Origin of the sequence: Bacillus vallismortis, assembly GCF_004116955.1 — a bacterium.
Classification (GTDB): Bacteria; Bacillota; Bacilli; order Bacillales; family Bacillaceae; genus Bacillus; species Bacillus vallismortis.
Map to the genome: position 1 here is coordinate 643,636 of NZ_CP026362.1, position 24,419 is coordinate 668,054.

The 24,419-nt window shown below is 45.1% G+C and carries 24 protein-coding genes, 1 pseudogene and 1 other annotated feature; of the genes and pseudogenes, 22 read left to right on the forward strand and 3 right to left on the reverse strand.

Features of this window, described 5'->3' with window-relative positions; genetic code table 11:
* The first annotated feature begins 4 nt into the window (after positions 1 to 4).
* The 4 genes from dnaI (at position 5) to thrS (ending at position 4,867) form a co-directional block, all read left to right on the forward strand.
* A complete protein-coding gene (dnaI, locus tag BV11031_RS03505; RefSeq protein WP_010329702.1) occupies positions 5 to 940 on the forward strand; it encodes a primosomal protein DnaI in 936 nt (311 codons plus the stop codon).
* 31 nt (positions 941 to 971) lie between these two features.
* Positions 972 to 1,613, forward strand: coding sequence for a TVP38/TMEM64 family protein (locus BV11031_RS03510; RefSeq protein ID WP_010329703.1), 642 nt, complete (start codon positions 972 to 974; stop codon positions 1,611 to 1,613).
* A gap of 78 nt (positions 1,614 to 1,691) precedes the next feature.
* Positions 1,692 to 2,528 carry a putative sporulation protein YtxC gene (gene ytxC / locus BV11031_RS03515; RefSeq protein ID WP_010329704.1) on the forward strand — a complete coding sequence of 279 codons (837 nt, stop codon included), beginning with the start codon at positions 1,692 to 1,694 and terminating at the stop codon, positions 2,526 to 2,528.
* A gap of 407 nt (positions 2,529 to 2,935) precedes the next feature.
* Complete coding sequence (gene thrS, locus BV11031_RS03520; protein ID WP_010329705.1) at positions 2,936 to 4,867, forward strand: threonine--tRNA ligase; 1,932 nt, start codon at positions 2,936 to 2,938, stop codon at positions 4,865 to 4,867.
* 39 nt (positions 4,868 to 4,906) lie between these two features.
* Here thrS and BV11031_RS03525 read toward each other — a convergent pair whose 3' ends face one another.
* On the reverse strand, positions 4,907 to 5,689 hold the full coding sequence (locus tag BV11031_RS03525) for an HAD family hydrolase (protein ID WP_010329706.1): 783 nt from the start codon (positions 5,687 to 5,689) through the stop codon (positions 4,907 to 4,909).
* A gap of 175 nt (positions 5,690 to 5,864) precedes the next feature.
* Here BV11031_RS03525 and lytS point away from each other — a divergent pair, with 175 nt between their 5' ends.
* From lytS to lrgB, 4 genes are all read left to right on the forward strand, one after another.
* Positions 5,865 to 7,646 carry a two-component system sensor histidine kinase LytS gene (gene lytS, locus BV11031_RS03530; protein ID WP_010329707.1) on the forward strand — a complete coding sequence of 594 codons (1,782 nt, stop codon included), beginning with the start codon at positions 5,865 to 5,867 and terminating at the stop codon, positions 7,644 to 7,646.
* A complete protein-coding gene (locus BV11031_RS03535) occupies positions 7,624 to 8,352 on the forward strand; it encodes a LytR/AlgR family response regulator transcription factor (protein ID WP_010329708.1) in 729 nt (242 codons plus the stop codon). Before lytS ends, BV11031_RS03535 begins: the two co-directional genes overlap by 23 nt.
* A 133-nt stretch (positions 8,353 to 8,485) precedes the next feature.
* The gene (lrgA, locus tag BV11031_RS03540; protein WP_010329709.1) at positions 8,486 to 8,926 is read left to right on the forward strand and encodes an antiholin-like murein hydrolase modulator LrgA; all 441 of its coding nucleotides are present in this window, start codon (positions 8,486 to 8,488) and stop codon (positions 8,924 to 8,926) included.
* A 20-nt stretch (positions 8,927 to 8,946) separates the two neighbouring features.
* A complete protein-coding gene (gene lrgB, locus BV11031_RS03545) occupies positions 8,947 to 9,642 on the forward strand; it encodes an antiholin-like protein LrgB (protein WP_010329710.1) in 696 nt (231 codons plus the stop codon).
* 29 nt (positions 9,643 to 9,671) lie between these two features.
* Here lrgB and BV11031_RS03550 read toward each other — a convergent pair.
* Positions 9,672 to 10,311, reverse strand: a pseudogene (locus BV11031_RS03550) (hypothetical protein).
* A 326-nt stretch (positions 10,312 to 10,637) separates the two neighbouring features.
* Positions 10,638 to 10,768, forward strand: a sequence feature (ribosomal protein L20 leader region).
* A 58-nt stretch (positions 10,769 to 10,826) separates the two neighbouring features.
* Here BV11031_RS03550 and infC point away from each other — a divergent pair.
* Genes infC through BV11031_RS03570 form a run of 4 tightly spaced genes read left to right on the forward strand, consistent with a single transcriptional unit; the run spans position 10,827 to position 12,276 of the window.
* A complete protein-coding gene (gene infC / locus BV11031_RS03555) occupies positions 10,827 to 11,348 on the forward strand; it encodes a translation initiation factor IF-3 (protein ID WP_082022621.1) in 522 nt (173 codons plus the stop codon).
* Between the two features lie 12 nt (positions 11,349 to 11,360).
* A complete protein-coding gene (rpmI, locus tag BV11031_RS03560; protein ID WP_003184267.1) occupies positions 11,361 to 11,561 on the forward strand; it encodes a 50S ribosomal protein L35 in 201 nt (66 codons plus the stop codon).
* 31 nt (positions 11,562 to 11,592) lie between these two features.
* Entirely contained in the window at positions 11,593 to 11,952 is a 360-nt protein-coding gene (gene rplT / locus BV11031_RS03565; RefSeq protein WP_010329713.1) for a 50S ribosomal protein L20, read from the forward strand.
* Positions 11,953 to 12,006: 54 nt separating this feature from the next.
* Positions 12,007 to 12,276 (forward strand): DUF1294 domain-containing protein, encoded by a 270-nt coding sequence (locus tag BV11031_RS03570; protein ID WP_010329714.1) that lies wholly within the window; start codon positions 12,007 to 12,009, stop codon positions 12,274 to 12,276.
* A gap of 16 nt (positions 12,277 to 12,292) precedes the next feature.
* On the opposite strand, the gene BV11031_RS03575 is transcribed toward BV11031_RS03570, so the two are convergent.
* Positions 12,293 to 12,685 (reverse strand): hypothetical protein, encoded by a 393-nt coding sequence (locus tag BV11031_RS03575; protein ID WP_010329715.1) that lies wholly within the window; start codon positions 12,683 to 12,685, stop codon positions 12,293 to 12,295.
* 182 nt (positions 12,686 to 12,867) lie between these two features.
* On the opposite strand from BV11031_RS03575, the gene BV11031_RS03580 reads away from it, so the two are divergent.
* The 10 genes from BV11031_RS03580 to araQ all read left to right on the forward strand — a co-directional run bounded on the left by BV11031_RS03580 (position 12,868) and on the right by araQ (position 24,419).
* On the forward strand, positions 12,868 to 13,953 hold the full coding sequence (locus BV11031_RS03580) for a M42 family metallopeptidase (RefSeq protein ID WP_010329716.1): 1,086 nt from the start codon (positions 12,868 to 12,870) through the stop codon (positions 13,951 to 13,953).
* 155 nt (positions 13,954 to 14,108) lie between these two features.
* Positions 14,109 to 15,077, forward strand: a complete 969-nt coding sequence (gene abnA / locus BV11031_RS03585) for an arabinan endo-1,5-alpha-L-arabinosidase AbnA (protein WP_010329717.1) — start codon at positions 14,109 to 14,111, stop codon at positions 15,075 to 15,077.
* A gap of 315 nt (positions 15,078 to 15,392) precedes the next feature.
* Positions 15,393 to 16,883: an L-arabinose isomerase gene (gene araA, locus BV11031_RS03590; RefSeq protein WP_010329718.1), complete on the forward strand. Its 1,491-nt coding sequence runs from the start codon at positions 15,393 to 15,395 to the stop codon at positions 16,881 to 16,883.
* Positions 16,884 to 16,898: 15 nt separating this feature from the next.
* Positions 16,899 to 18,584, forward strand: coding sequence for a ribulokinase (gene araB / locus BV11031_RS03595; protein WP_129550681.1), 1,686 nt, complete (start codon positions 16,899 to 16,901; stop codon positions 18,582 to 18,584).
* 13 nt (positions 18,585 to 18,597) lie between these two features.
* On the forward strand, positions 18,598 to 19,287 hold the full coding sequence (gene araD, locus BV11031_RS03600) for an L-ribulose-5-phosphate 4-epimerase (RefSeq protein WP_010329719.1): 690 nt from the start codon (positions 18,598 to 18,600) through the stop codon (positions 19,285 to 19,287).
* Positions 19,265 to 20,083: a sugar-phosphatase AraL gene (locus BV11031_RS03605; RefSeq protein ID WP_082246347.1), complete on the forward strand. Its 819-nt coding sequence runs from the start codon at positions 19,265 to 19,267 to the stop codon at positions 20,081 to 20,083. The genes araD and BV11031_RS03605 overlap by 23 nt, the downstream gene beginning before the upstream one ends.
* On the forward strand, positions 20,080 to 21,264 hold the full coding sequence (gene egsA, locus BV11031_RS03610) for a sn-glycerol-1-phosphate dehydrogenase (RefSeq protein WP_010329721.1): 1,185 nt from the start codon (positions 20,080 to 20,082) through the stop codon (positions 21,262 to 21,264). The genes BV11031_RS03605 and egsA overlap by 4 nt, the downstream gene beginning before the upstream one ends.
* A gap of 30 nt (positions 21,265 to 21,294) precedes the next feature.
* A complete protein-coding gene (gene araN, locus BV11031_RS03615; RefSeq protein ID WP_129550682.1) occupies positions 21,295 to 22,596 on the forward strand; it encodes an arabinooligosaccharides ABC transporter substrate-binding protein AraN in 1,302 nt (433 codons plus the stop codon).
* Positions 22,597 to 22,631: 35 nt separating this feature from the next.
* Entirely contained in the window at positions 22,632 to 23,573 is a 942-nt protein-coding gene (araP, locus tag BV11031_RS03620) for an arabinooligosaccharides ABC transporter permease AraP (protein ID WP_010329722.1), read from the forward strand.
* Positions 23,574 to 24,419 carry an arabinooligosaccharides ABC transporter permease AraQ gene (gene araQ, locus BV11031_RS03625; RefSeq protein ID WP_026014494.1) on the forward strand — a complete coding sequence of 282 codons (846 nt, stop codon included), beginning with the start codon at positions 23,574 to 23,576 and terminating at the stop codon, positions 24,417 to 24,419.

The following is a 24,419-nucleotide window of genomic DNA, read 5'->3' on the forward strand; positions in this document are numbered from 1 at the left end:
ATAGATGGAACCAATCGGCCGTTCCCTGCAGGGCGTAACCGGCAGGCCGGATTTCCAAAAACGTCTTGAACAAATGAAGGAAAAGGTCATGAAGGATCAAGATGTTCAGGCATTTTTGAAGGAAAACGAAAACATAATTGACCAAAAAATGATCGAAAAGAGCTTGAATAAGCTTTATGAATATACCGGGCAAAGCAAGAAATGTTCTTATTGTTCGGAAGATGAAGATTGCAACAATTTGTTGGAGGGCTACCATCCGAAGCTTGTTGTCAATGGCCGGTCTATTGATATCGAGTATTATGAATGTCCGGTTAAACGGAAGCTCGATCAGCAGAAAAAACAAAAATCCCTTATGAAAAGCATGTATATTCAGCAGGATCTTCTCGGGGCGACTTTCCAGCAAGTTGATATAAGCGATCCGAGCAGGCTTGCGATGTTCCAGCATGTAACGGATTTCCTGAAAAGCTATAATGAGACGGGAAAAGGGAAAGGACTGTATTTGTACGGAAAATTCGGAGTAGGAAAAACGTTTATGCTCGCTGCGATCGCCAATGAGCTCGCGGAAAAAGAGTATTCTTCGATGATCGTCTATGTGCCCGAATTTGTGAGAGAGCTTAAGAATTCGCTGCAAGACAAATCTTTGGAAGAGAAGCTCAATATGGTTAAAACAACACCCGTATTGATGCTTGATGACATCGGAGCAGAATCAATGACGAGCTGGGTAAGGGATGAAGTCATCGGAACAGTGCTCCAGCACAGAATGTCTCAGCAGCTGCCGACTTTCTTTTCGTCTAATTTCTCACCTGACGAGCTGAAGCACCATTTTACGTACTCGCAAAGGGGAGAAAAGGAAGAAGTGAAAGCCGCAAGATTAATGGAGCGAATCTTATATTTGGCTGCTCCAATCCGCCTGGACGGAGAAAACCGCCGACATCCGTAAACTGCGGTTCAAAGGGGAAGGAACTGAGGGTATGAAACGAAAAACGGCTGTTAAATGGCTGGCAGTGCTTGCAGGTGCTGGTTTAATCTTTTGGGGAAATAAAACGTATTTGAATCTCTCGCCGAAAGAGATCAGGATATGGGTATTATCGTTCGGGGGCTTTGCACCGCTGATATTTATTGGAATATCCATCTTCAGACCTTTTGTGTTATTTCCTGTATCTGTTGTTTCTATAGCGGGAGGACTTGCGTTTGGCCCGCTTCTCGGCACGCTTTACACATTATTCGGTTCAATGTGCGCTGCGGCTGTCTCGTTTTTTGCCGCCGGTTTGTTTGCGGGAAAAAAGAACGGCCAGTACGAAAAGCTGGAAGCGATTCAGAAGCAGATGGAGGACAATGGATTTTTTTATATCTTGCTTTTAAGAATCCTGCCGATTAATTTTGATTTCGTCAGCTATGCGGCAGGCCTTTCCAATGTCAAAAAGCTGCCGTATTTTTCGGCAACGGCCGCGGGAATCATCCCCGGAACCATTGCGCTGAATGTGCTGGGAGCGAGCGTTTTAACTGGGAATCAGCCGGCTTTCTTTATGGTGCTCGCTTTGTATATCATTTTTGTCTCGCTGCCGTTTCTCTTCAGAAAGAAAATGCAAAACTTGTTCCAAGAATCAAATTAAGATTTGCCAATGACCTTTACGTCTATTTTGAAAACATCCCCCATATACTTGTAACAGATGCCGTAAGGGGGGACAAACATGCTTGAAATAATCTTTGAAGATGACCATGACGCAGCTGCTTTTTTACATCTCATTCAGCATTCGGATGATCGGAACAATATCATTGTCCGTGAAGGCATACGGAACATCGAGATTGAAAAAGCGAAGCCGGCTTTCTCTATTCAGCGTTTTATGGAGCCGATTCTGGTCAAATTTTTTTTAGAATGCAAAGAAGACGAGCATATGCTGTCGTTGATTGAGGGAACATACTGTTTCACCGATCTGGATGAACAACAGCAAATCCTTCAGCTCGCACACAGTATTATTGAAGGCGAAGCGGACAATCTTCCGTTTGAGCCGATAAAGCTTTCTCGGAAACAGGCTATTTTAGATGAACTCCAAACGATCTGTTTAGAAGAAGGGGTATTTTCCATTCGTTCCTTTCAGACATTCCGGCTTGGACAATACTACAAGCAGTTGAGAGACATTACGGAAACGGCGATAGATGAATATAAGATGGAACAGGAATATCAAAACTTTATTCAAACACTCAGAGACTATGTTACAGCCAAACAGCCGAGAATCAAAAAGGTGCATATTGTCCATGACGGTTCTTTTACAATATGGGAGCTGCGCTATGTGCCGGAACGGGAAAAAATGAAATACATAGACAGGCGGTTTGTCAGGGATCATCCTATGTACATTGATTCTCATTTAATCGCGCCGTTAATCTCCATTGCGCCTGATGAAGTGGTGCTTTATACCGACCAGCCCGAGCATATGATGGCAAGGACCATTCAAAACGTATTTCAAGAGCGAATGGAAATGTTTCCGCTGCATGCTTTTTCAGCCGCTGAAATCCCGGTAAAGCAATAAGAAGGATAAGGGCCGGCAGCCTGTATATATAGGGCTGTCGGTTTGAAAAAAAGGCAATGCGATCGTGTTGATTTTTTGGAATGAACAATTTATAATACATAGGAGATTAAGAAAGACACACGTATTGATAAGGACATGAAGGAATGATACCGGCTCAAAGAGAGGGAAGCCCCGGCTGTAAGCTTCCCAGCTAAGGACCATTCGCTTTACCGCCTTTGAACTTCAGCTGTGAACCCCTTCATAAGGAGCAGTAATAGCTGACGGGAACTCCCGTTACAGAGATTAGAGCCGTATGTGCCGAAGGATTGGCTTTGCGGAAAAAAGGGTGGAACCACGATTCCGTTTATTCAACCTCGTCCCTTTCATAGGGGGCGGGGTTTTTATATGCAAAAAAAGGAGTGACATAGATGTCAGAGATGGTAAAAATCACATTTCCTGATGGAGCAGTCAAGGAGTTTGCGAAAGGAACAACAACAGAAGATATCGCGGCATCCATCAGTCCGGGGTTAAAGAAGAAATCATTAGCCGGAAAACTGAACGGTAAAGAAATTGATCTGAAAATGCCGATCAATGAAGACGGTAAAGTGGAAATCATTACAGAAGGCTCTGAAGAAGGTCTTCAAATTATGCGCCACAGTACGGCTCACTTGCTGGCTCAAGCGATTAAACGCATTTACAAAGATGTGAAATTCGGTGTTGGCCCGGTCATCGAAAACGGTTTTTACTACGATGTAGAGATGGAAGAAGCGATTACGCCGGAGGATCTGCCGAAAATTGAAAAAGAAATGAAAAAAATCGTCAATGCGAACCTCCCGATCGTTCGAAAAGAGGTCAGCCGTGAAGAAGCAAAAGCCCGTTTTGCAGAAATCGGTGATGACCTGAAGCTTGAATTATTGGATGCGATTCCTGAAGGAGAAACCGTTTCGATCTATGAACAAGGCGAATTCTTTGACCTGTGCCGCGGCGTGCACGTTCCTTCAACAGGGAAAATCAAAGAGTTTAAGCTGTTAAGTCTTGCAGGCGCATACTGGCGCGGTGACAGCAATAACCAAATGCTTCAGCGCGTATACGGCACGGCTTTCTTCAAAAAAGCTGATCTTGAAGAGCATCTTCGCATGCTTGAAGAAGCGAAAGAGCGTGACCACAGAAAGCTTGGCAAAGAATTAAAGCTGTTTGCGAACTCTCAAAAAGTCGGACAAGGCCTGCCGCTTTGGCTGCCAAAAGGCGCGACAATCCGCCGCATCATCGAGCGCTACATTGTCGATAAAGAAATCAGTCTCGGCTATGAGCACGTCTACACACCAGTGCTTGGAAGCAAAGAACTGTATGAAACATCAGGGCACTGGGAGCATTACCAGGAAGGCATGTTCCCTCCAATGGAAATGGACAACGAAACACTTGTGCTGCGTCCAATGAACTGCCCGCACCATATGATGATTTACAAACAAGACATTCACAGCTACCGCGAACTCCCGATTCGGATTGCCGAGCTGGGAACGATGCACCGCTATGAAATGTCAGGTGCGCTCTCAGGCCTGCAGCGTGTGCGCGGCATGACATTAAACGATGCGCATATCTTTGTGCGCCCCGATCAAATTAAGGACGAGTTTATCCGTACAGTCCGATTGATTCAGGATGTATATGAAGACTTCGGCTTAAGTGATTACACATTCCGTCTGTCTTACCGTGATCCTGAAGACACGGAGAAATATTTTGATGACGATGAAATGTGGAACAAAGCGCAATCCATGCTGAAAGAGGCCATGGACGAAATTGGCCATGACTATTACGAAGCAGAAGGTGAAGCGGCATTCTACGGCCCTAAGCTTGATGTTCAGGTGAAAACAGCGATCGGCAAAGAAGAAACATTGTCTACAGTTCAGCTTGATTTCTTATTGCCTGAACGTTTCGATCTGACTTATATTGGTGAAGATGGCAAGCAGCACCGTCCGGTTGTGATTCATAGGGGCGTTGTATCAACAATGGAACGCTTTGTCGCCTTCTTAATCGAAGAACACAAAGGCGCGCTGCCAACATGGCTAGCACCGGTTCAATTCCAAGTCATCCCGGTTTCTCCAGCTGTGCATTTAGACTATGCGAAAAAAGTGCAGGAACGCCTGCAGCGTGAAGGCCTGCGCGTAGAAGTCGACATCCGTGATGAAAAAATCGGCTACAAAATCCGTGAAGCGCAAATGCAAAAAATCCCGTACATGCTTGTGGTCGGTGACCAAGAAGCAGAAAACGGAGCGGTAAACGTCCGTAAGTACGGAGAGCAGAATTCTGACACCATTTCACTTGATGATTTTGTGAAAAAGGCAGTAGCTGAAGCGAAAAAATAAGCGAAAAAAGCATGATCTCAAAGAAGAGATCATGCTTTTTTATTTCTCTATGATAGGAAACAAATCATGAAGGCTGCTGATAATGTAATCAGGCGTCACATCGGTTTCGTTTTTCTTATCCGTGCGGTTGACCCAAACGGTTTTGATACCGGCCCTTGAAGCGCCCAAAATATCGGTATTCAAGTTATCGCCGACCATGATCGCATCGTCTTTTTCAATATTCATCAGCTTCAGGCAGTGTTCAAAAATAGATACATCCGGTTTCCCTTTGCCAAAAGCGCCCGAGATGACGATTTCATTGAAATAAGGGGCGAGCTCAGGAACGCCGGCGAGTTTCTCTTTTTGCAGACTCGGATCACCGTTTGTCAAAAGCAGCAATTCATACTTGCCTTTTAAGTGATCGAGCACTTCAAATGTTTCATCATATACAAACGGGCGTTTTCTGCGCTCAGCCGCGAAAAACTCTCCCAAGTATTCGCCATATGCGGGGTCATCGATGCCAAGTGCTTTCAGTCCGTTTGTCCATGCGTTTTTTCTGTACTCCGGCACAATCTTGTTCAGCTTCTCAAATCCTTCACTGATCGGTTCTGAGAAATTGGACCATAGTCCTTCAAACGGGTTAATGCCGATCATCACTGTATATGGATACGTCTCATATGACATGTACAATTCTCTCGCCGCTTCGCGAACAGCTGCTTCAAATGCCTGCGGGTCAAGGCCATATTTTTTCTCCGCCTGTAAACAAGTTTCTGCAAATGTTGTTCTGACGCTTTTTTCATCCCAAAGTAGTGTATCGTCTAAATCAAAAAATACGGCTTTCATGATCTTCTCCTCTGCTTCAGATTCAAATCTTTCAGCCAAAAGGCTCATGTTTTATTTTACAATAGATAAAAGCCTTGTGAAATATGTTTTCAGATGATTTTAAAAAAACAGTCAGCCGTGAAGCTCATTGATCGAAAACATGCTAGAATGAAAACGGAAAGAACAGGTGACATGCATGATTCATTTAATGATTATGATGCTTGAAAGGGTAGGGATTATTGTGATTTTGGGGTTTATTCTCGCCCATACGAAGCTTTTTAGACAAGCTTTGCAAAATCAGGACGGCTATAAAGGAAAAGCGGTTTTAATCTCTATTTTTTCTCTCTTCAGCATCATCAGCAATTATACAGGCATCGAAATTCAAAAAAATATGATTGTAAACAATGACTGGGTGTTTGCGATAGATCCGTCGGGTTCTATCGCGAATACCCGTATTTTGGGCGTGGAAATCGGAGGCCTCCTCGGAGGGCCGTTTGTAGGGGCGGGAATCGGTGTACTGGCGGGGCTGCATCGCTTTTCGCTCGGCGGCAGCACGGCCTTAAGCTGTGCGGTATCATCCGTTTTAGCAGGTGTTCTTGCAGGCCTGATCGGCAGGTATTTTACGAAGCGCTACCGAATGCCGACACCGCGTATCGCCGCTCTTGTGGGGATCGGCATGGAGACACTGCAAATGGTGATTATTTTGCTGATGGCAAAGCCGTTCAGTGACGCTTGGGAGCTTGTCAGCATGATCGGGATCCCGATGATACTCATCAACGGAACAGGCAGTTTTATTTTCCTGTCGATTATTCAGGCGATCATTCGCAAAGAGGAGCAGGCGAGGGCGCTTGAAACGCACAGAGTGCTGACGATTGCTGACCAGACACTTCCATTTTTCCGCCAAGGACTAAATGAAAACTCCTGTAAAAGTGTAGCGGCTATTATCCATAGGCTGACCGGAACAGATGCGGTATCTCTCACTGATAATGAGAAGATTCTCGCGCATGTCGGTGCGGGAATGGATCATCACATCCCATCAAAAAGCTTGATCACCGGCTTGTCCAAAAAGGTGATTAAAACAGGAGAAATCATGAAGGCCATTTCTCAGGAAGAGATTGAATGCACGCATGCTGAATGTCCTTTGCACGCGGCGATAGTGTTGCCGCTGACATCAAACGGCAACACAATCGGCACCTTAAAAATGTATTTTAAAAACCCTGCAGGCCTTAGCCAGGTAGAGGAGGAGCTTGCTGAAGGGCTGGCTATGCTGTTTTCGACACAGCTTGAGCTTGGGGAAGCGGAGCTCCAAAGCAAACTTCTCAAGGATGCTGAAATCAAAGCGCTTCAGGCACAGGTGAATCCGCATTTTTTATTTAATGCGATCAACACGATTTCTGCATTATGCCGCACAGATGTTGAAAAAACCCGTAAGCTCTTATTGCAGCTCAGTGTATATTTTCGTTCAAACCTTCAAGGGGCCAGACAGCTGCTGATTCCGCTCTCAAAGGAGCTGAACCATCTTCACGCCTATTTGTCATTAGAACAGGCGCGTTTTCCCGGGAAATATAAGGTTGAGCTCAATATCGACAGCAGGCTGGAGCAGATTGAAATCCCTCCGTTTGTTTTACAGGTGCTTGTGGAGAACGCGCTTCGGCATGCGTTTCCGAAAAAACAAGACATGTGCAAAGTAACGGTCTGTGTCTTATCTGATGATTCATTCGTCTATATGAAAGTGATGGATAACGGACGGGGAATTCCGCCGGACGTCCTGCCGGAACTGGGAAAGATGCCGTTTCCGTCTAAGGAGGGAACCGGTACAGCGCTTTATAACCTGAATCAGCGGCTGACCGGTTTATTCGGACAGCAGGCCGTACTGAATATCAAAAGTGAGGTTCAGAAAGGGACAGAGGTTTCCTTTCAAGTGCCAATGCAACAGATGAAAGAGGGAGAAAAACATGCTCACGGTGTTAATCGTTGATGATGAGATGCTGGCAAGGGACGAATTGGCTTACTTGCTCAAGCGGGCCAATAAAGAGGAAATGATAATCAATGAAGCGGAAAATATCGAATCTGCTTTTGACCAAATGATGGATCAAAAACCTGATTTGCTGTTTTTAGACGTAGATTTATCCGGAGAAAACGGTTTTGATATCGCAAAGCGATTGAAGAAAATGAAGCATCCTCCTGCTGTTGTGTTTGCGACCGCGTATGACCAGTATGCGCTCAAAGCATTTGAGGTGGACGCTCTTGATTATTTAACCAAGCCTTTCGATGAGGAAAGAATTCTACAAACGCTGAAAAAATATAAAAAAGCCAGTCGGGATATCGTTGAATTGGAACTGAACAGCCATGCCGGCCAGCATAAACTCGCGTTATCTGTTGGAGAATCAATTGTAATCGTCGATACGAAAGACGTCATCTATGCCGGAACGGAAGATGGTCATGTCAACGTAAAAACCTTCGAAAATTCTTATACAGTCAGCGATACGCTCGTTGTCATTGAGAAAAAGCTGCCTGACGCTGATTTTATCCGCGTCCATCGGAGCTTTGTCGTCAATACCGAATATATTAAAGAAATTCAGCCATGGTTTAATTCTACATATAATCTAATGATGAAAGACGGATCAAAAATACCGGTCAGCCGGACATACGCAAAGGAATTGAAGAAGCTGCTCCATATTTGATGGGCGGCTTTTTGCATTTCAGCCATTTGATTCTGCAACTCAGTCCCGTAATTCGGCATGTTATCTTGTAAGCGCTTCATAATGAGGTGTTCTTATTTATAATGAGGGTACCAAAGAGAAAGAGGTGAAGAAAATGAGTGCTAAAAAAGTGTACGGGTTTTTAACACAAGCATTTATTTTTGCCGTCATTATGCTGATTTCGAATATGATTGCTGCTATTGTCCCAATACCTATCCCGGCATCGGTTGTAGGGTTGGCCTTATTATTTCTTCTATTATGTTTGAAAGTGATTAAACTGGAACAAGTGGAAACGCTCGGAACGTCTTTAACCTCTTTGATCGGATTTTTATTTGTCCCGTCAGGCATATCTGTTATGAATTCGCTCGGTGTCATGCAGCAATACGGCCTGCAAATTGTCCTTGTCATACTGCTTGCAACGATCATTTTGCTAGGGGCTACAGGATTGTTTTCTCAGCTGATTCTTTCGCTGAGCGGAAAACGCAAATCCGCAGCGGACATGAAAACAAAACCAGTGCAAAATCCCCAGAACAATAACGAACTCGTTCACCATTAAGGAAACAGGAGGTTCATCAGATGGAAAGCACAATGAGTCCTTATTTCGGAATTGTCGTATCACTGGCTGCATTCGGCATCGGCACCTTTTTATTTAAGAAAACGAAAGGCTTCTTCCTTTTCACGCCTTTGTTTGTTGCTATGGTGCTAGGGATTACATTTTTAAAAATCGGCGGTTTTTCCTACGCGGACTATAATAACGGGGGAGAGATCATTAAGTTTTTCCTTGAACCGGCGACGATCGCTTTTGCCATTCCTCTGTACAAACAAAGAGATAAGCTGAAAAAATACTGGTGGCAAATCATGTCCTCCATTATTGCCGGCTCTATCTGCTCTGTCACGATTGTTTATTTGCTCGCAAAAGGCATTCACCTCGATGCGGCCGTGATGAAAAGCATGCTTCCGCAGGCGGCTACAACGGCGATTGCGCTTCCTCTATCAAAAGACATCGGAGGCATCAGCAATATCACAGCTTTCGCGGTCATCTTTAACGCTGTTATTGTTTATGCGCTCGGAGCATTGTTCTTGAAGGTGTTTAAAGTAAAGAATCCAATTTCTAAAGGATTGGCTCTTGGTACGTCCGGACATGCACTCGGTGTAGCCGTCGGGATCGAGATGGGAGAAGTCGAAGCAGCGATGGCAAGTATTGCGGTTGTTGTAGTTGGAGTGGTAACGGTTCTGGTCATTCCTGTGTTCGTGCAGCTGATCGGAGGATAAGCCAAGGCCCGCGGCCTTGGGTTTTTCTTTTAAGGTGCGTCTTCGGGATCGATATATCCTTGTTTAATGCCCCATTCCACTTGATCGTCATGCCACTTTTTTCGCTCTTCATAACCATAGCCGTCGTTATCAGGAAGCTCTGGTGCCGGCTGTTGAATGGTATCATCTGTCTGGTTTGAAGAAGACGGTGCATGTTGGCTATTAGAGGAGCGTGTCGCGGATTGCTGCCGTTGTGCCTGCGCTTCCCGCTCTTTTTGTCTTTGCTGCCTGCCGCTGTCTTTCGAGCTCAACTTGTCTTTCCGCTTCCGCTAACCGCTGTCTCTCCGCTGCCGCCTGCTGTTCTGCCAATCTCTGTCTTTCCGCCTCTTCCTCTTGCTGTTTCTTTCGTTTCGCCTCTCGCTCTTTCTCACGTTTTTTCGCGGCCGCGATTTGTCTTTGTTTCTCTGCCTTTTCTTTTGCTTTCCGCTTTCCTAATTCAGCAGCGAGCGGACTTTCAAATGTCCTTTCCAATGAAACAGGTTTTAGTTTTTTCAGCTCTTTTTCTAGCTGCTCTTGATGAAACGGGGTTGTCTTAACATCTGCCATTTTTGGTTCGGCAGATGTGCTGCTATTCGAGCAACCGGTTACTATCAATGTGAAAAATAAAGCAAGCTGTATCGGTTTGTTCATATGTCGGGCTCCTTTCCACTTCTTATATCGGCAGTGTTAACTTTATTTCCTGAAAGTTACTGGGTAAGAGGGCAGTAAATCAGCTATTTTAGTATTTCAGGGGATTGGTCATGGTGCATCGCAAGGGCTGAACGCAAGTTTATTCAATAGGACATGGTGCACGGCTGAGCGGATCAGAAGCTTTGCATTCTGGATGAGGATGAAAGATTTTCTTTTTCTCTCTTGCGCTCATAGAAAACCCATGTTACAATGAAAAAGTTGTTCCGGAGAAGTCGTCCTTGACTAAAGATCCGGCATTGTGTAGAATAGTTATTGAATTGAATATAAATCACAAGCAGAAGCACCCGCTTCTCACCTGATTGACACACGCATGTAGTTGGCAGGTTGACCGTACATTTTTATTGATACAGATGTTCGTAGTGTGGGTGTTTTATAATGCCCGCACTTTTTGTTTGCCTGCAGAATGCAGTCAAAATGAGTTGTGAATCAATTCGAAGAAACTATGGAGGTGGCTCATTATTAGCAAAGATCAATTGGTTAATGAGGGTATCCGTGCACGTGAGGTCCGTCTAATCGGACAAAATGGCGACCAGCTTGGAATCAAGTCCCGTCAGGAAGCACTTGAAATCGCCGGCCGCGCAAATCTTGACCTTGTGTTAGTTGCAGCGAATGCAAAACCGCCTGTATGCCGCATTATGGACTACGGTAAGTTCCGATTCGAGCAGCAGAAAAAGGACAAAGAAGCACGCAAAAATCAAAAAATCATTAACTTAAAAGAAGTTAGATTAAGTCCGACAATCGATGAGCATGACTTTAATACGAAATTGCGAAATGCGATTAAATTCCTTGAAAAAGGCGATAAAGTGAAAGCTTCTATCCGCTTTAAAGGACGCGCAATCACTCATAAAGAAATCGGCCAGCGTGTGTTAGACCGTTTTTCTGAAGCTTGTGCTGACGTTGCGACTGTCGAAACAAAACCAAAAATGGACGGCCGCAGCATGTTCTTAATGCTCGCGCCGAAAAACGAAAAGCAATAAGGAGGAAATCCCATGCCAAAAATGAAAACTCACCGCGGATCTGCTAAACGTTTTAAAAAGACAGGTTCTGGGAAGTTAAAACGTTCTCACGCATATACAAGTCACTTATTCGCCAACAAATCTCAAAAGCAAAAGCGTAAGCTTCGCAAGAGTGCTGTTGTAAGCGCAGGAGACTTCAAACGCATCAAACAACAGCTTGCTAACATCAAGTAATCGGACAAGGAACAATTAGGAGGGAAATTTAATGCCAAGAGTAAAAGGCGGAACTGTGTCGCGTCAGCGTCGTAAAAAAGTTCTTAAATTAGCAAAAGGTTATTTCGGTTCAAAACATAGATTATACAAAGTAGCAAACCAGCAGGTCATGAAATCTGGAAACTACGCTTTCCGTGACCGTCGTCAGAAAAAACGTGATTTCCGTAAGCTTTGGATCACTCGTATCAACGCAGCTGCTCGCATGAACGGTCTTTCTTACAGCCGTTTAATGCACGGTCTTAAGCTTTCTGGTATCGAAGTAAACCGTAAAATGCTTGCTGATCTTGCTGTAAACGATCTTACTGCATTCAATCAGCTTGCTGATACTGCTAAAGCTCAATTAAACAAGTAATCACATAGAGCCGCTCTCCAGCAGAGCGGCTTTTTTATATAAAGGATGAGAAACATGGGTATTGCTGTTTATTTGGTGCTGATCAATCTGTGCGGTTTTTGGGTGATGGGCGCTGACAAACGAAGAGCGCAGCAGCACAAATGGAGAATTTCTGAAGACAGTCTGTGGCTGATAGCGATCGTGTTTGGAGCTCTCGGTGTCTGGCTTGGCATGCAAACCTTCAGACATAAAACGAAGCACGCCTCTTTTAAGTACGGAGTCCCGCTTCTTCTGGTCATTGAAGCGATCTTGATCGGCATTTATTACAGCCCGTTTGATTTATAAAAAGCAGAAAAGCGTTTTAGCGCTCTTCTGCTTTTTTTGTGAATTTAATGGGCTGGTCCCAGTCAATTTTGCAATTCGGATATCGTTCCAGCACTTTTTCTTCAATGTTCTTGAAATCTTTTACAGAGAAATGCTTCAGCTTCTCAGGAGATTCTGTCCAAACAAAAATGGTATGGATAAACAGCGGATGATCTTTGGAAGGAATATGCTTTTCTCCCTCAAAAAGCACGCCTTTATACGTTAGTTGAAAGTTCTTTCGGGCATTGTTCTGTTCATCGATAATATAAAAAAGTTCTTTTGATTGGGCCAGTTTGAGCCTTCTCTTTGGACTGGCGACATATTTGACTGCAGCATAAATACAATAAGCAAAAAGTGCAAGCAATATCAGTCTTAGAACCATGGTAAACATTGGGTGAAGGCACCTCCCTTATTGTGATGATCTGATGTAATACGAAGAGAACAGAAAAAGGTTTCACTTTTTTAAAAGAAAAGTTCTAAAAACATATACCCGATTTTCAAGTGAAATAGTCGTATGGTTAGCGTCAGGTTTTGTATAATAAGAATGCAGGACAAGAAGGAGGTTTTTGGAACATGGCAAAATTAGATGAACAACTGACCATGCTGAAAGATTTAACAGATGCAAAAGGCATACCGGGCAATGAAAGAGAAGTAAGGCAAGTGATGAAATCATACATAGAACCATTTGCTGATGAGGTAACTACGGATCGGCTGGGCAGTTTAATTGCCAAAAAAACAGGTGTGGAGAACGGCCCGAAAATTATGATTGCCGGGCATTTGGATGAAGTCGGCTTTATGGTGACACAAATCACTGATAAAGGCTTTATCCGTTTCCAAACTGTTGGCGGCTGGTGGGCTCAGGTAATGCTGGCCCAGCGTGTCACCATCGTGACAAAAAAAGGGGAAATCACAGGGGTTATCGGCTCAAAGCCGCCTCATATTTTATCTCCTGAAGCGAGAAAAAAATCAGTGGAAATAAAAGAGATGTTTATTGATATCGGCGCTTCAAGCCGAGAAGAAGCCTTGGAATGGGGCGTGCTTCCGGGAGATATGATCGTTCCTCATTTTGAATTTACAGTCATGAACAATGAAAAATTCCTCTTGGCGAAGGCGTGGGACAACCGCATCGGCTGTGCGATTGCCATTGATGTGTTAAGAAATTTACAAAACACAGGCCATCCAAACATTGTGTATGGCGTGGGTACCGTGCAGGAAGAAGTCGGCCTGAGAGGGGCGAAAACAGCAGCTTACACCATTCAGCCTGATATTGCGTTTGGTGTTGATGTAGGAATAGCAGGGGACACACCTGGGATTTCTGAGAAAGAAGCGCAAAGTAAAATGGGCGAAGGGCCGCAGATTATCGTATACGATGCATCCATGGTTTCTCACAAAGGTTTGCGGGATGTCGTTGTCGCTACGGCGGAGGAAGCTGGCATTCCGTACCAATTTGATGCCATTGCCGGCGGCGGAACGGATTCGGGAGCCATCCATTTGACGGCAAATGGTGTTCCTGCGCTGTCCATTACCATTGCAACCCGCTACATTCATACACACGCGGCTATGCTGCATCGTGATGATTATGAAAATGCGGTCAAATTAATTACAGAAGTGATTAAAAAATTAGACCGAAAGACAGTTGACCAAATCACATACGAATAAAAATCATCAGAATCCGCTATAAAAGGCGGATTCTATTTTTTTGTCTGTACAAATTCAATAAGCAGCCCTACAATAAGGATATATATAGAAAATATGTGCTAGTCTGGAGGTTAGACAAGTTTTCTATATCTCAAAAAAAGGGGGATTTGAAGAACATGAAAAAGAAAGCGTTTTCTGGGTTATTGCGTTTTTCTTGTGCAGCTTTAACAGCTGGTGCTTTAATGTTGTCCGCTTTACCGGCATCAGCGGCTTTTTGGGGGGCATCGAATGAGCTTCTGCATGATCCGACGATGGCAAAGGAAGGAAATACTTGGTATGCCTTCGGGACAGGGCTTGCAGAGGAAAACGGACTTCGTGTACTGAAAGCGGACAGCAACGGGGTATGGAGAGTTCAAAAATCCATTTTCACCAGTCCTTTATCATGGTGGCGCCAATACGTGCCTCATTTCGAACGAAACCAATGGGCTCCGGATGTGTCATATTACAACGGAAAGTACTGGCTTTACTATTCGGTTTCTTCGTTTGGAAGCAATACCTCTTTAATTGGCCTTGCTTCAGCTACTAATCTCAGTTCGGGCAACTGGAAGGATGAAGGGCTAGTTACTCGGTCAACAAGTGCCAATAATTATAATGCCATTGATCCTGAGTTAACCATTGATAAAGATGGAAACCCTTGGCTTGCATTCGGTTCATTTTGGGGCGGAATTAAATTAACAAAATTAAATAAGTCTACGATGAAACCAACCGGTTCATTATATTCAATAGCAGCCAGACCAAATAACGGCGGCGCACTGGAAGCCCCTACATTAACATACCATAATGGCTACTATTACTTAATGGTTTCATTCGATAAATGCTGTGAAGGCGTAAATAGTACGTACAAAATTGCTTATGGCAGATCGAAAAATATTACAGGTCCTTATGTAGACAGAAGCGGTAGAAGCATGATGGATGGAGGAGGTACGATTCTTGATGCCGGCAACGAACAGTGGAAAGGGCCGGGCGGACAGGATATCGTAAACGGGAACATACTCGTGCGTCATGCTTATGACGCAAAAGACAACGGAACTCCAAAGATGTTAATCAATGATTTGAATTGGAGCTCAGGCTGGCCGTCTTATTAAGATAAAGCCATTCGTTCACATCTTATTCTCTTTGTTTAGCCCTGATACATCAGGGCTTTTTCTAATGGGAAGCGGAATCGGAAGATGAATTGACGGAGCAATCTAAATGTAAGAACACGTTTTTTTACCTGAAAACCTTGTAACCAATCATTTCTTTTTGTAAAAGAATACAAAAATGATTGACAGTAAATAAACCTACTAATATAATGAAGTTGTTCGTACAAATTAATTGTTAGTAGTTTATTTGTTGTTATTAGTCCGTATCTGTTTGGGTAATTGAAAGCGTTTTACTATAGGAAGAAAGGGGCAGTTTACATGCTTCAGACAAAAGATTATGAATTTTGGTTTGTGACAGGTAGCCAGCACCTATACGGGGAAGAGACGCTAGAGCTGGTCGATCAGCATGCGAAAAGCATTTGTGAGGGGCTCAGCGGGATTTCGTCCAGATATAAAATCACTCACAAGCCTGTCGTCACTTCATCGGAAACCATCAGACAGCTGTTAAGAGAAGCGGAGTACAGTGAGACATGCGCCGGCATCATTACATGGATGCACACATTTTCTCCCGCAAAAATGTGGATTGAGGGTCTTTCCTCTTATCAAAAACCACTTATGCATCTGCATACTCAATATAATCGCGATATCCCTTGGGGTACGATTGACATGGATTTTATGAACAGCAATCAATCCGCACATGGCGATCGTGAGTACGGTTATATCAACTCGCGAATGGGACTGAGCCGAAAAGTCGTTGCCGGCTATTGGGATGATGAAGAAGTGAAGAAAGAAATATCCCAGTGGATGGATACGGCGGCTGCATTAAATGAAAGCAGACATATTAAGGTTGCCAGATTCGGAGATAACATGCGTCACGTCGCGGTAACAGACGGAGACAAGGTAGGAGCGCATATTCAATTCGGCTGGCAGGTTGACGGATATGGCATCGGAGACCTTGTCGAAGTGATGAACCGCATTACGGACGATGAAGTTGACACGCTCTATGCGGAGTATGACCGTCTCTATGTGATCAGTGAGGAAACAAAACGTGACGAAGCAAAGGTAGCGTCGATTAAAGAACAGGCGAAAATTGAACTTGGCTTAACCGCTTTTCTTGAACAAGGCGGATACTCAGCTTTTACAACATCCTTTGAAGTGCTGCATGGAATGAAACAGCTCCCAGGGCTTGCCGTTCAGCGCCTGATGGAGAAGGGCTACGGATTCGCCGGTGAAGGAGATTGGAAGACAGCGGCTCTTGTACGGATGATGAAAATCATGGCTGAAGGAAAAAGAACGTCCTTCATGGAAGATTATACGTACCATTTTGAACCGGGAAATGAAATGATTCTAGGCTCGCACATGCTGGAAGTGTGTCCGACTGTCGCTTTGGATCAGCCGAAAATCGAGGTTCACCCGCTTTCTATCGGCGGCAAGGAGGACCCTGCGCGTTTTGTATTTAACGGCATCAGCGGTTCAGCCATTCAAGCAAGCCTTGTTGATATCGGAGGGCGTTTCCGCCTTGTGTTAAATGAGGTCAATGGACAGGAAATTGAAAAAGAGATGCCGAATCTGCCGGTCGCCCGTGTTCTCTGGAAGCCGGAGCCATCATTGAAAACAGCGGCCGAGGCATGGATTTTAGCCGGCGGCGCACACCATACCTGCTTGTCTTATGAACTAACAGCGGAGCAAATGCTCGATTGGGCAGAAATGGCGGGGATCGAAAGTGTTTTCATTTCCCGTGATACGACAATTCACAAGCTGAAACACGAATTAAAATGGAACGAGGCGCTTTACCGGCTTCAAAAGTAGAAAGGGGGAATTCACTTGGCTTACACTATAGGGGTTGATTTTGGAACTTTATCAGGAAGAGCGGTGCTCGTTCATGTCGAAACAGGGGAGGAACTGGCGGCTGCTGTAAAAGAATACAGACATGCTGTCATTGATACCGTTCTTCCAAAAACGGGCCATAAGCTGCCGCGGGACTGGGCGCTTCAAGATCCGGCTGATTATCTGGAAGTCTTGGAAACGACCATTCCGGCTTTACTCGAACAGACGGGTGTTGAACCGAAAGACATCATCGGGATCGGAATTGATTTTACGGCATGTACGATCCTGCCGGTTGACCGTACAGGGCAGCCGTTATGCATGCTGCCGGAATATGAAGAGGAGCCGCACAGCTATGTGAAGCTTTGGAAGCACCATGCGGCCCAAAAACACGCTGATCGGCTGAATCAAATTGCTGAAGAAGAAGGAGAGGCTTTTTTACAGCGGTACGGAGGGAAGATTTCATCAGAATGGATGATTCCTAAGGTCATGCAGATTGCGGAAGAAGCGCCGCACATTTATGAAGCGGCTGACCGGATCATCGAGGCTGCAGACTGGATCGTGTACCAGCTGTGCGGCTCGCTCAAACGAAGTAATTGTACAGCAGGATATAAAGCGATTTGGAGTGAAAAAGCGGGATATCCGTCAGATGAATTCTTTGGCAAATTAAATCCTTTAATGAAAACGATTACAAATGACAAATTAGCGGGTTCTATTCATTCAGTAGGGGAAAGAGCCGGAGGACTGACTGAAAAAATGGCTCAGCTGACAGGCCTTCTTCCAGGGACAGCTGTCGCGGTTGGAAATGTGGACGCTCATGTTTCCGTACCAGCGGTCGGCATTACAGAGCCAGGGAAAATGCTGATGATTATGGGAACCTCAACGTGCCATGTGCTTCTAGGCGAAGACGTACATATCGTGCCCGGTATGTGCGGTGTCGTGGACAACGGAATTCTTCCGGGCTACGCGGGATATGAAGCAGGGCAGTCCTGTGTCGGCGATCATTTTGACTGGTTTGTAAAAACATGTGTCCCGCAAGCGTATCGAGAGGAAGCAGAGGAAAAAAACATTGGCATTCATGAGCTGCTGAGTGAGAAAGCAAACCTTCAAGCACCGGGTGAAAGCGGCCTGCTTGCTTTAGATTGGTGGAATGGAAACCGTTCAACTCTTGTTGATGCTGATTTAACTGGAATGCTGCTTGGCATGACGCTGCTAACGAAGCCTGAAGAGATTTATAGAGCGTTAGTTGAAGCGACAGCTTACGGAACGCGGATGATTATCGAAACGTTCAAAGAAAGCGGGGTTCCGATTGAGGAGCTATACGCAGCCGGCGGAATTGCTGAGAAAAACCCGTTTGTCATGCAGATTTATGCGGATGTGACAAACATGGACATTAAAATTTCCGGTTCTCCGCAAGCCCCTGCCTTAGGATCTGCCATTTTCGGCGCGCTTGCGGCAGGTAAAGAAAACGGCGGATACGATGACATCAAAGAGGCAGCGGCGCACATGGGGAAAATGAAAGATATATCTTATACGCCAAACGCCGAAAACGCCGCAGTGTATGAAAAATTGTACGCTGAATATAAAGAGCTGGTTCACTACTTCGGAAAAGAAAACCATGTCATGAAGCGTCTGAAAACAATCAAAAATCTTCAATTTTCATCTGCCGCCAAAAAGAATTCATGAAGGGTGATGGAGCATGCTTGAAACATTAAAAAAAGAAGTGCTGGCTGCCAACCTGAAGCTTCAAGAGCATCAGCTGGTAACCTTTACGTGGGGAAATGTCAGCGGCATTGACCGTGAGAAAGAAAGAATTGTCATCAAACCAAGCGGAGTGGAATACAGCGACCTGACAGCTGATGACTTGGTTGTTTTGAACCTTGAAGGAGAGGTCGTCGAAGGCTCGCTCAAGCCTTCTTCAGATACACCTACTCATGTTTATTTGTATAAAGCCTTTCCGAACATCGGGGGAATTGTCCATACCCATTCTCAATGGGCGACAAGCTGGGCGCAATCGGGCAGAGACATACCGCCTTTAGGCACGACCCATGCTGATTATTTTGACAGCGCGATTCCGTGTACAAGAGAAATGTACGATGAAGAAATCATTCATGACTACGAACTGAATACAGGAAAAGTCATAGCTGAAACCTTTCAGCACCATAACTACGAACAAGTTCCGGGTGTACTCGTGAATAATCACGGCCCGTTCTGCTGGGGCACGGACGCCTTAAATGCCATTCATAACGCAGTTGTATTAGAAACGGTTGCGGAAATGGCCTATCACTCCGTTATGCTGAACAAGGATGTAAACCCAATCAATACAGTCCTTCATGAAAAGCATTTTTATCGAAAACACGGAGCAAATGCGTATTATGGCCAGTCATGATCCCGTTGCGTCACCGGCCGGCATTTTGATTGACTTGGATGGTACTGTATTCAGAGGAAATGAGTTGATTGAAGGGGCAAGAGAAGCGATTAGTACGCTTCGGGGAATGGGGAAGAAAATCGTCTTTCTGAGCAACCGTGGAAATATCTCCCGTGCCATGTGCAGAAAAAAACTTCTCGGCGCGGGGATTGAAGCGGACATAAGCGATATTGTTCTGTCGTCAAGTGTCACAGCGGCTTTTCTGAAAAAACATTATCGTTTTTCAAAGGTGTGGGTGCTTGGAGAACAAGGTTTGGTAGACGAGATGAGTCTGGCCGGTGTACAGCACGCGAACGAGCCAAAGGAAGCGGATTGGCTGGTGATCTCCCTTCATGAAACGCTCACGTACGAAGATTTAAACCATGCCTTTCAAGCTGCCGCCGCCGGCGCTCGTATCATGGCTACGAACAAAGACCGCTCTTTTCCGGGCGAAGACGGCAATGCCATCGATGTGGCCGGGATGATCGGGGCGATAGAGGCTTCTGCTCAAGCGAAAACAGAGCTAGTTGTCGGAAAACCGTCGTGGCTGATGGCGGAGGCTGCCTGCACAGCAATGGGGCTGTCCGCGCATGAATGCATGATTATCGGAGACAGCCTTGAATCTGACATTGCGATGGGAAAGCTTTATGGCATGAAAAGCGCCTTAGTGCTTACTGGTTCTGCGAAACCGGGTGAACAGCGTTTGTACACGCCGGATTATGTGCTGGAATCCATTATGGATATAACCAAATTGGCTGAGGAGGGGATTCTGTTATGAATCGTATCGCAGCTGACGTTGAGCAAGCTTTTGAACTCGCCGGAGAAAAGACACTTCCTATAGAAGTTGAAGAAATTGTTATCGGCAAACAAGCAGCTGATTCGCTATTGGATTATGTAAAAAGAAAAAACAACAAACAGATTGTCCTTGTCTGCGACTCGAATACACATCGCATTGCGGGAACCGATTTGGAAAACCGCTTGCATCAAGAAGGGTTTCAGGCGGAGTGCCTGATCATTCCGGAAAATGAAGCCGGAGATGTGACAGCTGATGAACGCTCGCTCATTCATGCGCAGATCCATACGAAAAAAACAACGGATCTCATGATCGCGGTCGGTTCGGGCACGATTCATGATATCGTCCGCTTTGCAGCGTTTCAGAGGGATTTGCCGTTTATATCCTATCCGACTGCTCCATCTGTAGATGGATTTACGTCAGCAGGGGCGCCGCTTATTTTATACGGGACGAAAACAACCATCCAAACGAAGGCCCCGTCTGCGCTGTTCGCTGATCTGGATCTATTAAAAGCGGCACCCCGGACAATGGTGGCGGCTGGATTTGGCGACATGCTCGGGAAAATCACGTCTTTAGCTGATTGGGAAATATCCCGCCACCTTGCCGGCGAGCCTTATTCTCCAACGGGGGCTAAGATCGTTCAGGAGGCGCTGGAAGCCTGTATCGCACATACAGAAGACATTGCGATGAAAACGGAAACAGGCATACAGGTTTTAATGGAATCTTTAATTGTATCGGGTCTTGTCATGCTGGCTTTAGATCATTCCCGCCCGGCATCTGGCGGAGAGCATCACATTTCCCATTGGATTGAGATGGAATTAATGAAGAAAAACCGGCCTCAGATTCTTCACGGGGCAAAGGTGGGCTGTGCCGCTGTGTTATTAACTGACACATACAGAAAGCTCGCTCAGGATGACGGGCTGAACGAATTTTCTCCGCGCCGGCGGCATGCGATTCAAACAGCTTATGAAACGCTTCCCAAAGGAGAAGTGCTCGCCGGTTGGCTGAGATCAGCCGGAGGCCCTGCGTTTTTTGACGAAATAGGTGTCGGGCAGGATTCCGTCAAAAATGCCTTCAGAAACGCTCACACCTTAAGAGACCGCTGCACCGGATTAAGAATCATTAATGAAAACAAAACGCTGATCAATCATGGTCTATATGAATAGCCTGCACCTCGAATGGAAGGGGTAACGCAAATGAAAAAAATGACTGCCTGTTTTTTTGTGCTCATGATGCTGCTGACATTATTCATTGCTGGGTGTTCGGCAGAACGATCATCCGGGAAATCGGGTGAAACCGAGCTGACCTTTTGGACATTTAACGGACTTCATGAGCAGTTTTATGTAGAAATGATGAAGGAATGGAACAAAAAATATCCTGACCGCAAAATTAAACTGAATACGGTTGTTTATCCATATGGACAAATGCACGATAACTTGTCTATCTCCTTAATTGCGGGAGAAGGTGTCCCTGATATTGCCGATGTCGAATTGGCCCGTTTTTCAAACTTTTTGAAGGGCTCTGACATACCGCTTGCGGATTTGACTCCGCTGATTGAAAAGGACCGCGATAAATTCGTTGAGGCGCGGCTTACCTTGTACAGCAAAAACGGCAAGCTGTACGGGCTGGACACGCATGTAGGAACGACAGTTATGTTTTATAACATGGATGTGATGAAAAAAGCCGGTGTCAATCCTGATGATATCAAAACATGGGATGATTACCATAAAGCCGGGCAGAAAGTGCGCAAAGTGACCGGAAAGCCGATGGGAACGGTGGAAACCAATGATTCCACAACGTTCTTATCCATGATTTCTCAGCAAAACTCAGGTTATTTTGATAAAAACGGCAAGCTGATCCTCAATAATGACACCAATGTAAAAACAATTCAATTTTTAAAGGACATGATTAATGATAAAACGATGATTGCCGCACCAGGCGGCGGGCATCACAGTGAAGAATATTACGGCTTTATGAACCAAGGCGGAGCAGCGTCTGTTCTGATGCCGATTTGGTATATGGGAAGATTTTTAGATTATATGCCTGATTTAAAAGGAAAGATTGCCATCCGGCCGCTTCCGGCTTGGGAAGAGGGGGGCGACCGTTCGGCAGGTTTGGGCGGTACGGCAACTGTTGTTCCGAAGCAATCCAAGCATGTTGAGTTAGCAAAAGAGTTTTTGGCCTTTGCGAAGGGCTCTAAAGAAGGAAACAAAAAGCTTTGGAGCGTACTCGGGTTTGACCCGCTTCGCTGGGATGTCTGGAGCTCTCAGGAATTGAAGGAGAAAAACAAATACACAGATTACTTCCAAAACGGAACAGGCATTTTTACTATGCTGCTCGATATCAAGGATGAAATCAATCCAATTTATTTACATGAGGATTTTGCCAAGGCTTCAGACCTTGTCAACAGAAGCGTATTGTTCGACGCACTTAAATCTCAGCAAAAAACGCCTAAGCAAGCCTTGGACAGAGCGGCAGGTGAACTGAAAAAGAAATAGAATCCCATTCAAAAAGTGAAAGCGGGGAGGTTCTCATGAAACCTGTGAAAACGGGAACGGTTCATCCCGTTCCCTCAGCTGCAAAACAATCAGGCTGGCGAGATCTATTTTATTCGAAAAAAGCGGCGCCCTATCTGTTTACAGCGCCATTCATTTTATCTTTTCTCGTATTTTTTTTATACCCCATCATTAGCGTCTTCATCATGAGCTTTCAAAGAATATTGCCGGGAGAGGTGACGTTTGTCGGATTGTCCAATTACACTGCGCTAAACAATCCGACGTTCTATACCGCCCTTTGGAATACATTGGAATACACCTTTTGGACACTGATTGTGCTGATTCCAGTCCCATTGCTGCTGGCCATATTCCTGAATTCAAAGCTGGTCAAATTCAGAAATATATTCAAATCTGCGCTATTCATTCCGGCTTTGACTTCTACCATTGTGGCGGGGATCATATTTCGGCTGATCTTCGGAGAAATGGAAACGTCGCTGGCCAATTCCATCTTACTTAAACTCGGCTTTTCACCTCAGAACTGGATGAACAATGAACACACCGGCATGTTTTTAATGGTGCTGCTTGCTTCGTGGAGATGGATGGGAATCAACATCCTTTACTTTATGGCCGGTTTGCAAAATGTGCCGAAAGAGCTGTACGAAGCCGCCGATATTGACGGCGCGAATACGATGAAAAAATTCCGGCACATTACGCTGCCATTTCTCAAGCCTGTATCGGTTTATGTGCTCACCATCAGCATCATCGGCGGATTCAGGATGTTTGAGGAAAGCTACGTCCTTTGGCAAAATAATTCCCCGGGTAATATCGGCTTGACGCTTGTCGGATATTTGTACCAGCAGGGGCTTGCCTACAACGAAATGGGATACGGAGCGGCCATCGGCATTGTGCTTTTGATTGTGATACTTGTTGTCAGCCTGATTTCGTTAAAGCTGTCAGGCTCGTTTAAGGGGGAGGGATAAATGTTGCGGCACAGTCCTCAGTACAGCGTTTACAAAATCGCGCTTACCCTGTTTTTTATCATGCTGAGCCTATTGTATATTTTTCCGATTTTCTGTTTGCTTTTAGGATCATTAAAGCCGTCATCTGAGCTTTTGCGTATAGGGCTGAATGTTGATATTGATCCAAAAGTGATGAGTTTAGATAACTACACATTTCTGTTTAATGGCGGCAGTATTTATTTCAAATGGTTTTTTAACAGTCTTGTGCTTGGGATTTTCACGACCGTGCTCACTCTGTTTTTTTCTTCGATGATTGGGTATGGGCTTGCGGTTTACGAATTTAAGGGCAGAAATATCATCTTTGTTCTTGTGCTGATTATTATGATGGTCCCGCTTGAAGTAATGATGCTTCCGTTGTTTAAGCTGACCGTCGGATTGAACTTGATCGATTCGTATACGGGTGTCATCCTGCCATTCATCGTTTCGCCGGTAGCTGTTTTCTTTTTCAGGCAGTATGCCCTCGGTCTTCCAAAAGATTTGCTGGACTCTGCAAGGATGGACGGCTGTACGGAATTCGGCATCTTTTTCCGGATTATGGCGCCGCTGATGAAACCGGCTTTCGGCGCAATGATTATCCTCCAGTCCTTAAACAGCTGGAACAACTTCTTGTGGCCGTTGATTGTGCTTCGTTCGAAAGAAATGTTTACGCTTCCAATTGGGCTGTCCAGCTTGTTGAGCCCTTACGGCAACAACTATGACATGCTGATATCCGGCTCAGTATTTGCGATTTTGCCGGTAATTATCATTTTCTTGTTTTTCCAAAAGTACTTTATTTCCGGCCTGACAGTAGGCGGAGTCAAAGGTTAA

Coding starts and splice junctions, on each gene's coding strand:
- araN (WP_129550682.1), top strand. CDS start 21,295: ATGAAAAAAATGACTGCCTGTTTTTTTGTGCTCATGATGCTGCTGACA.
- thrS (WP_010329705.1), top strand. CDS start 2,936: ATGTCAGAGATGGTAAAAATCACATTTCCTGATGGAGCAGTCAAGGAG.
- rpmI (WP_003184267.1), top strand. CDS start 11,361: ATGCCAAAAATGAAAACTCACCGCGGATCTGCTAAACGTTTTAAAAAG.
- BV11031_RS03580 (WP_010329716.1), top strand. CDS start 12,868: ATGGCAAAATTAGATGAACAACTGACCATGCTGAAAGATTTAACAGAT.
- lrgB (WP_010329710.1), top strand. CDS start 8,947: ATGGAAAGCACAATGAGTCCTTATTTCGGAATTGTCGTATCACTGGCT.
- BV11031_RS03605 (WP_082246347.1), top strand. CDS start 19,265: ATGCGTATTATGGCCAGTCATGATCCCGTTGCGTCACCGGCCGGCATT.
- BV11031_RS03570 (WP_010329714.1), top strand. CDS start 12,007: ATGGGTATTGCTGTTTATTTGGTGCTGATCAATCTGTGCGGTTTTTGG.
- araP (WP_010329722.1), top strand. CDS start 22,632: ATGAAACCTGTGAAAACGGGAACGGTTCATCCCGTTCCCTCAGCTGCA.
- BV11031_RS03575 (WP_010329715.1), bottom strand. CDS start 12,685: ATGTTTACCATGGTTCTAAGACTGATATTGCTTGCACTTTTTGCTTAT.
- BV11031_RS03535 (WP_010329708.1), top strand. CDS start 7,624: ATGCTCACGGTGTTAATCGTTGATGATGAGATGCTGGCAAGGGACGAA.
- araQ (WP_026014494.1), top strand. CDS start 23,574: ATGTTGCGGCACAGTCCTCAGTACAGCGTTTACAAAATCGCGCTTACC.
- lytS (WP_010329707.1), top strand. CDS start 5,865: ATGATTCATTTAATGATTATGATGCTTGAAAGGGTAGGGATTATTGTG.
- araD (WP_010329719.1), top strand. CDS start 18,598: ATGCTTGAAACATTAAAAAAAGAAGTGCTGGCTGCCAACCTGAAGCTT.
- ytxC (WP_010329704.1), top strand. CDS start 1,692: ATGCTTGAAATAATCTTTGAAGATGACCATGACGCAGCTGCTTTTTTA.
- abnA (WP_010329717.1), top strand. CDS start 14,109: ATGAAAAAGAAAGCGTTTTCTGGGTTATTGCGTTTTTCTTGTGCAGCT.
- araA (WP_010329718.1), top strand. CDS start 15,393: ATGCTTCAGACAAAAGATTATGAATTTTGGTTTGTGACAGGTAGCCAG.
- BV11031_RS03525 (WP_010329706.1), bottom strand. CDS start 5,689: ATGAAAGCCGTATTTTTTGATTTAGACGATACACTACTTTGGGATGAA.
- rplT (WP_010329713.1), top strand. CDS start 11,593: ATGCCAAGAGTAAAAGGCGGAACTGTGTCGCGTCAGCGTCGTAAAAAA.
- dnaI (WP_010329702.1), top strand. CDS start 5: ATGGAACCAATCGGCCGTTCCCTGCAGGGCGTAACCGGCAGGCCGGAT.
- egsA (WP_010329721.1), top strand. CDS start 20,080: ATGAATCGTATCGCAGCTGACGTTGAGCAAGCTTTTGAACTCGCCGGA.
- lrgA (WP_010329709.1), top strand. CDS start 8,486: ATGAGTGCTAAAAAAGTGTACGGGTTTTTAACACAAGCATTTATTTTT.
- BV11031_RS03510 (WP_010329703.1), top strand. CDS start 972: ATGAAACGAAAAACGGCTGTTAAATGGCTGGCAGTGCTTGCAGGTGCT.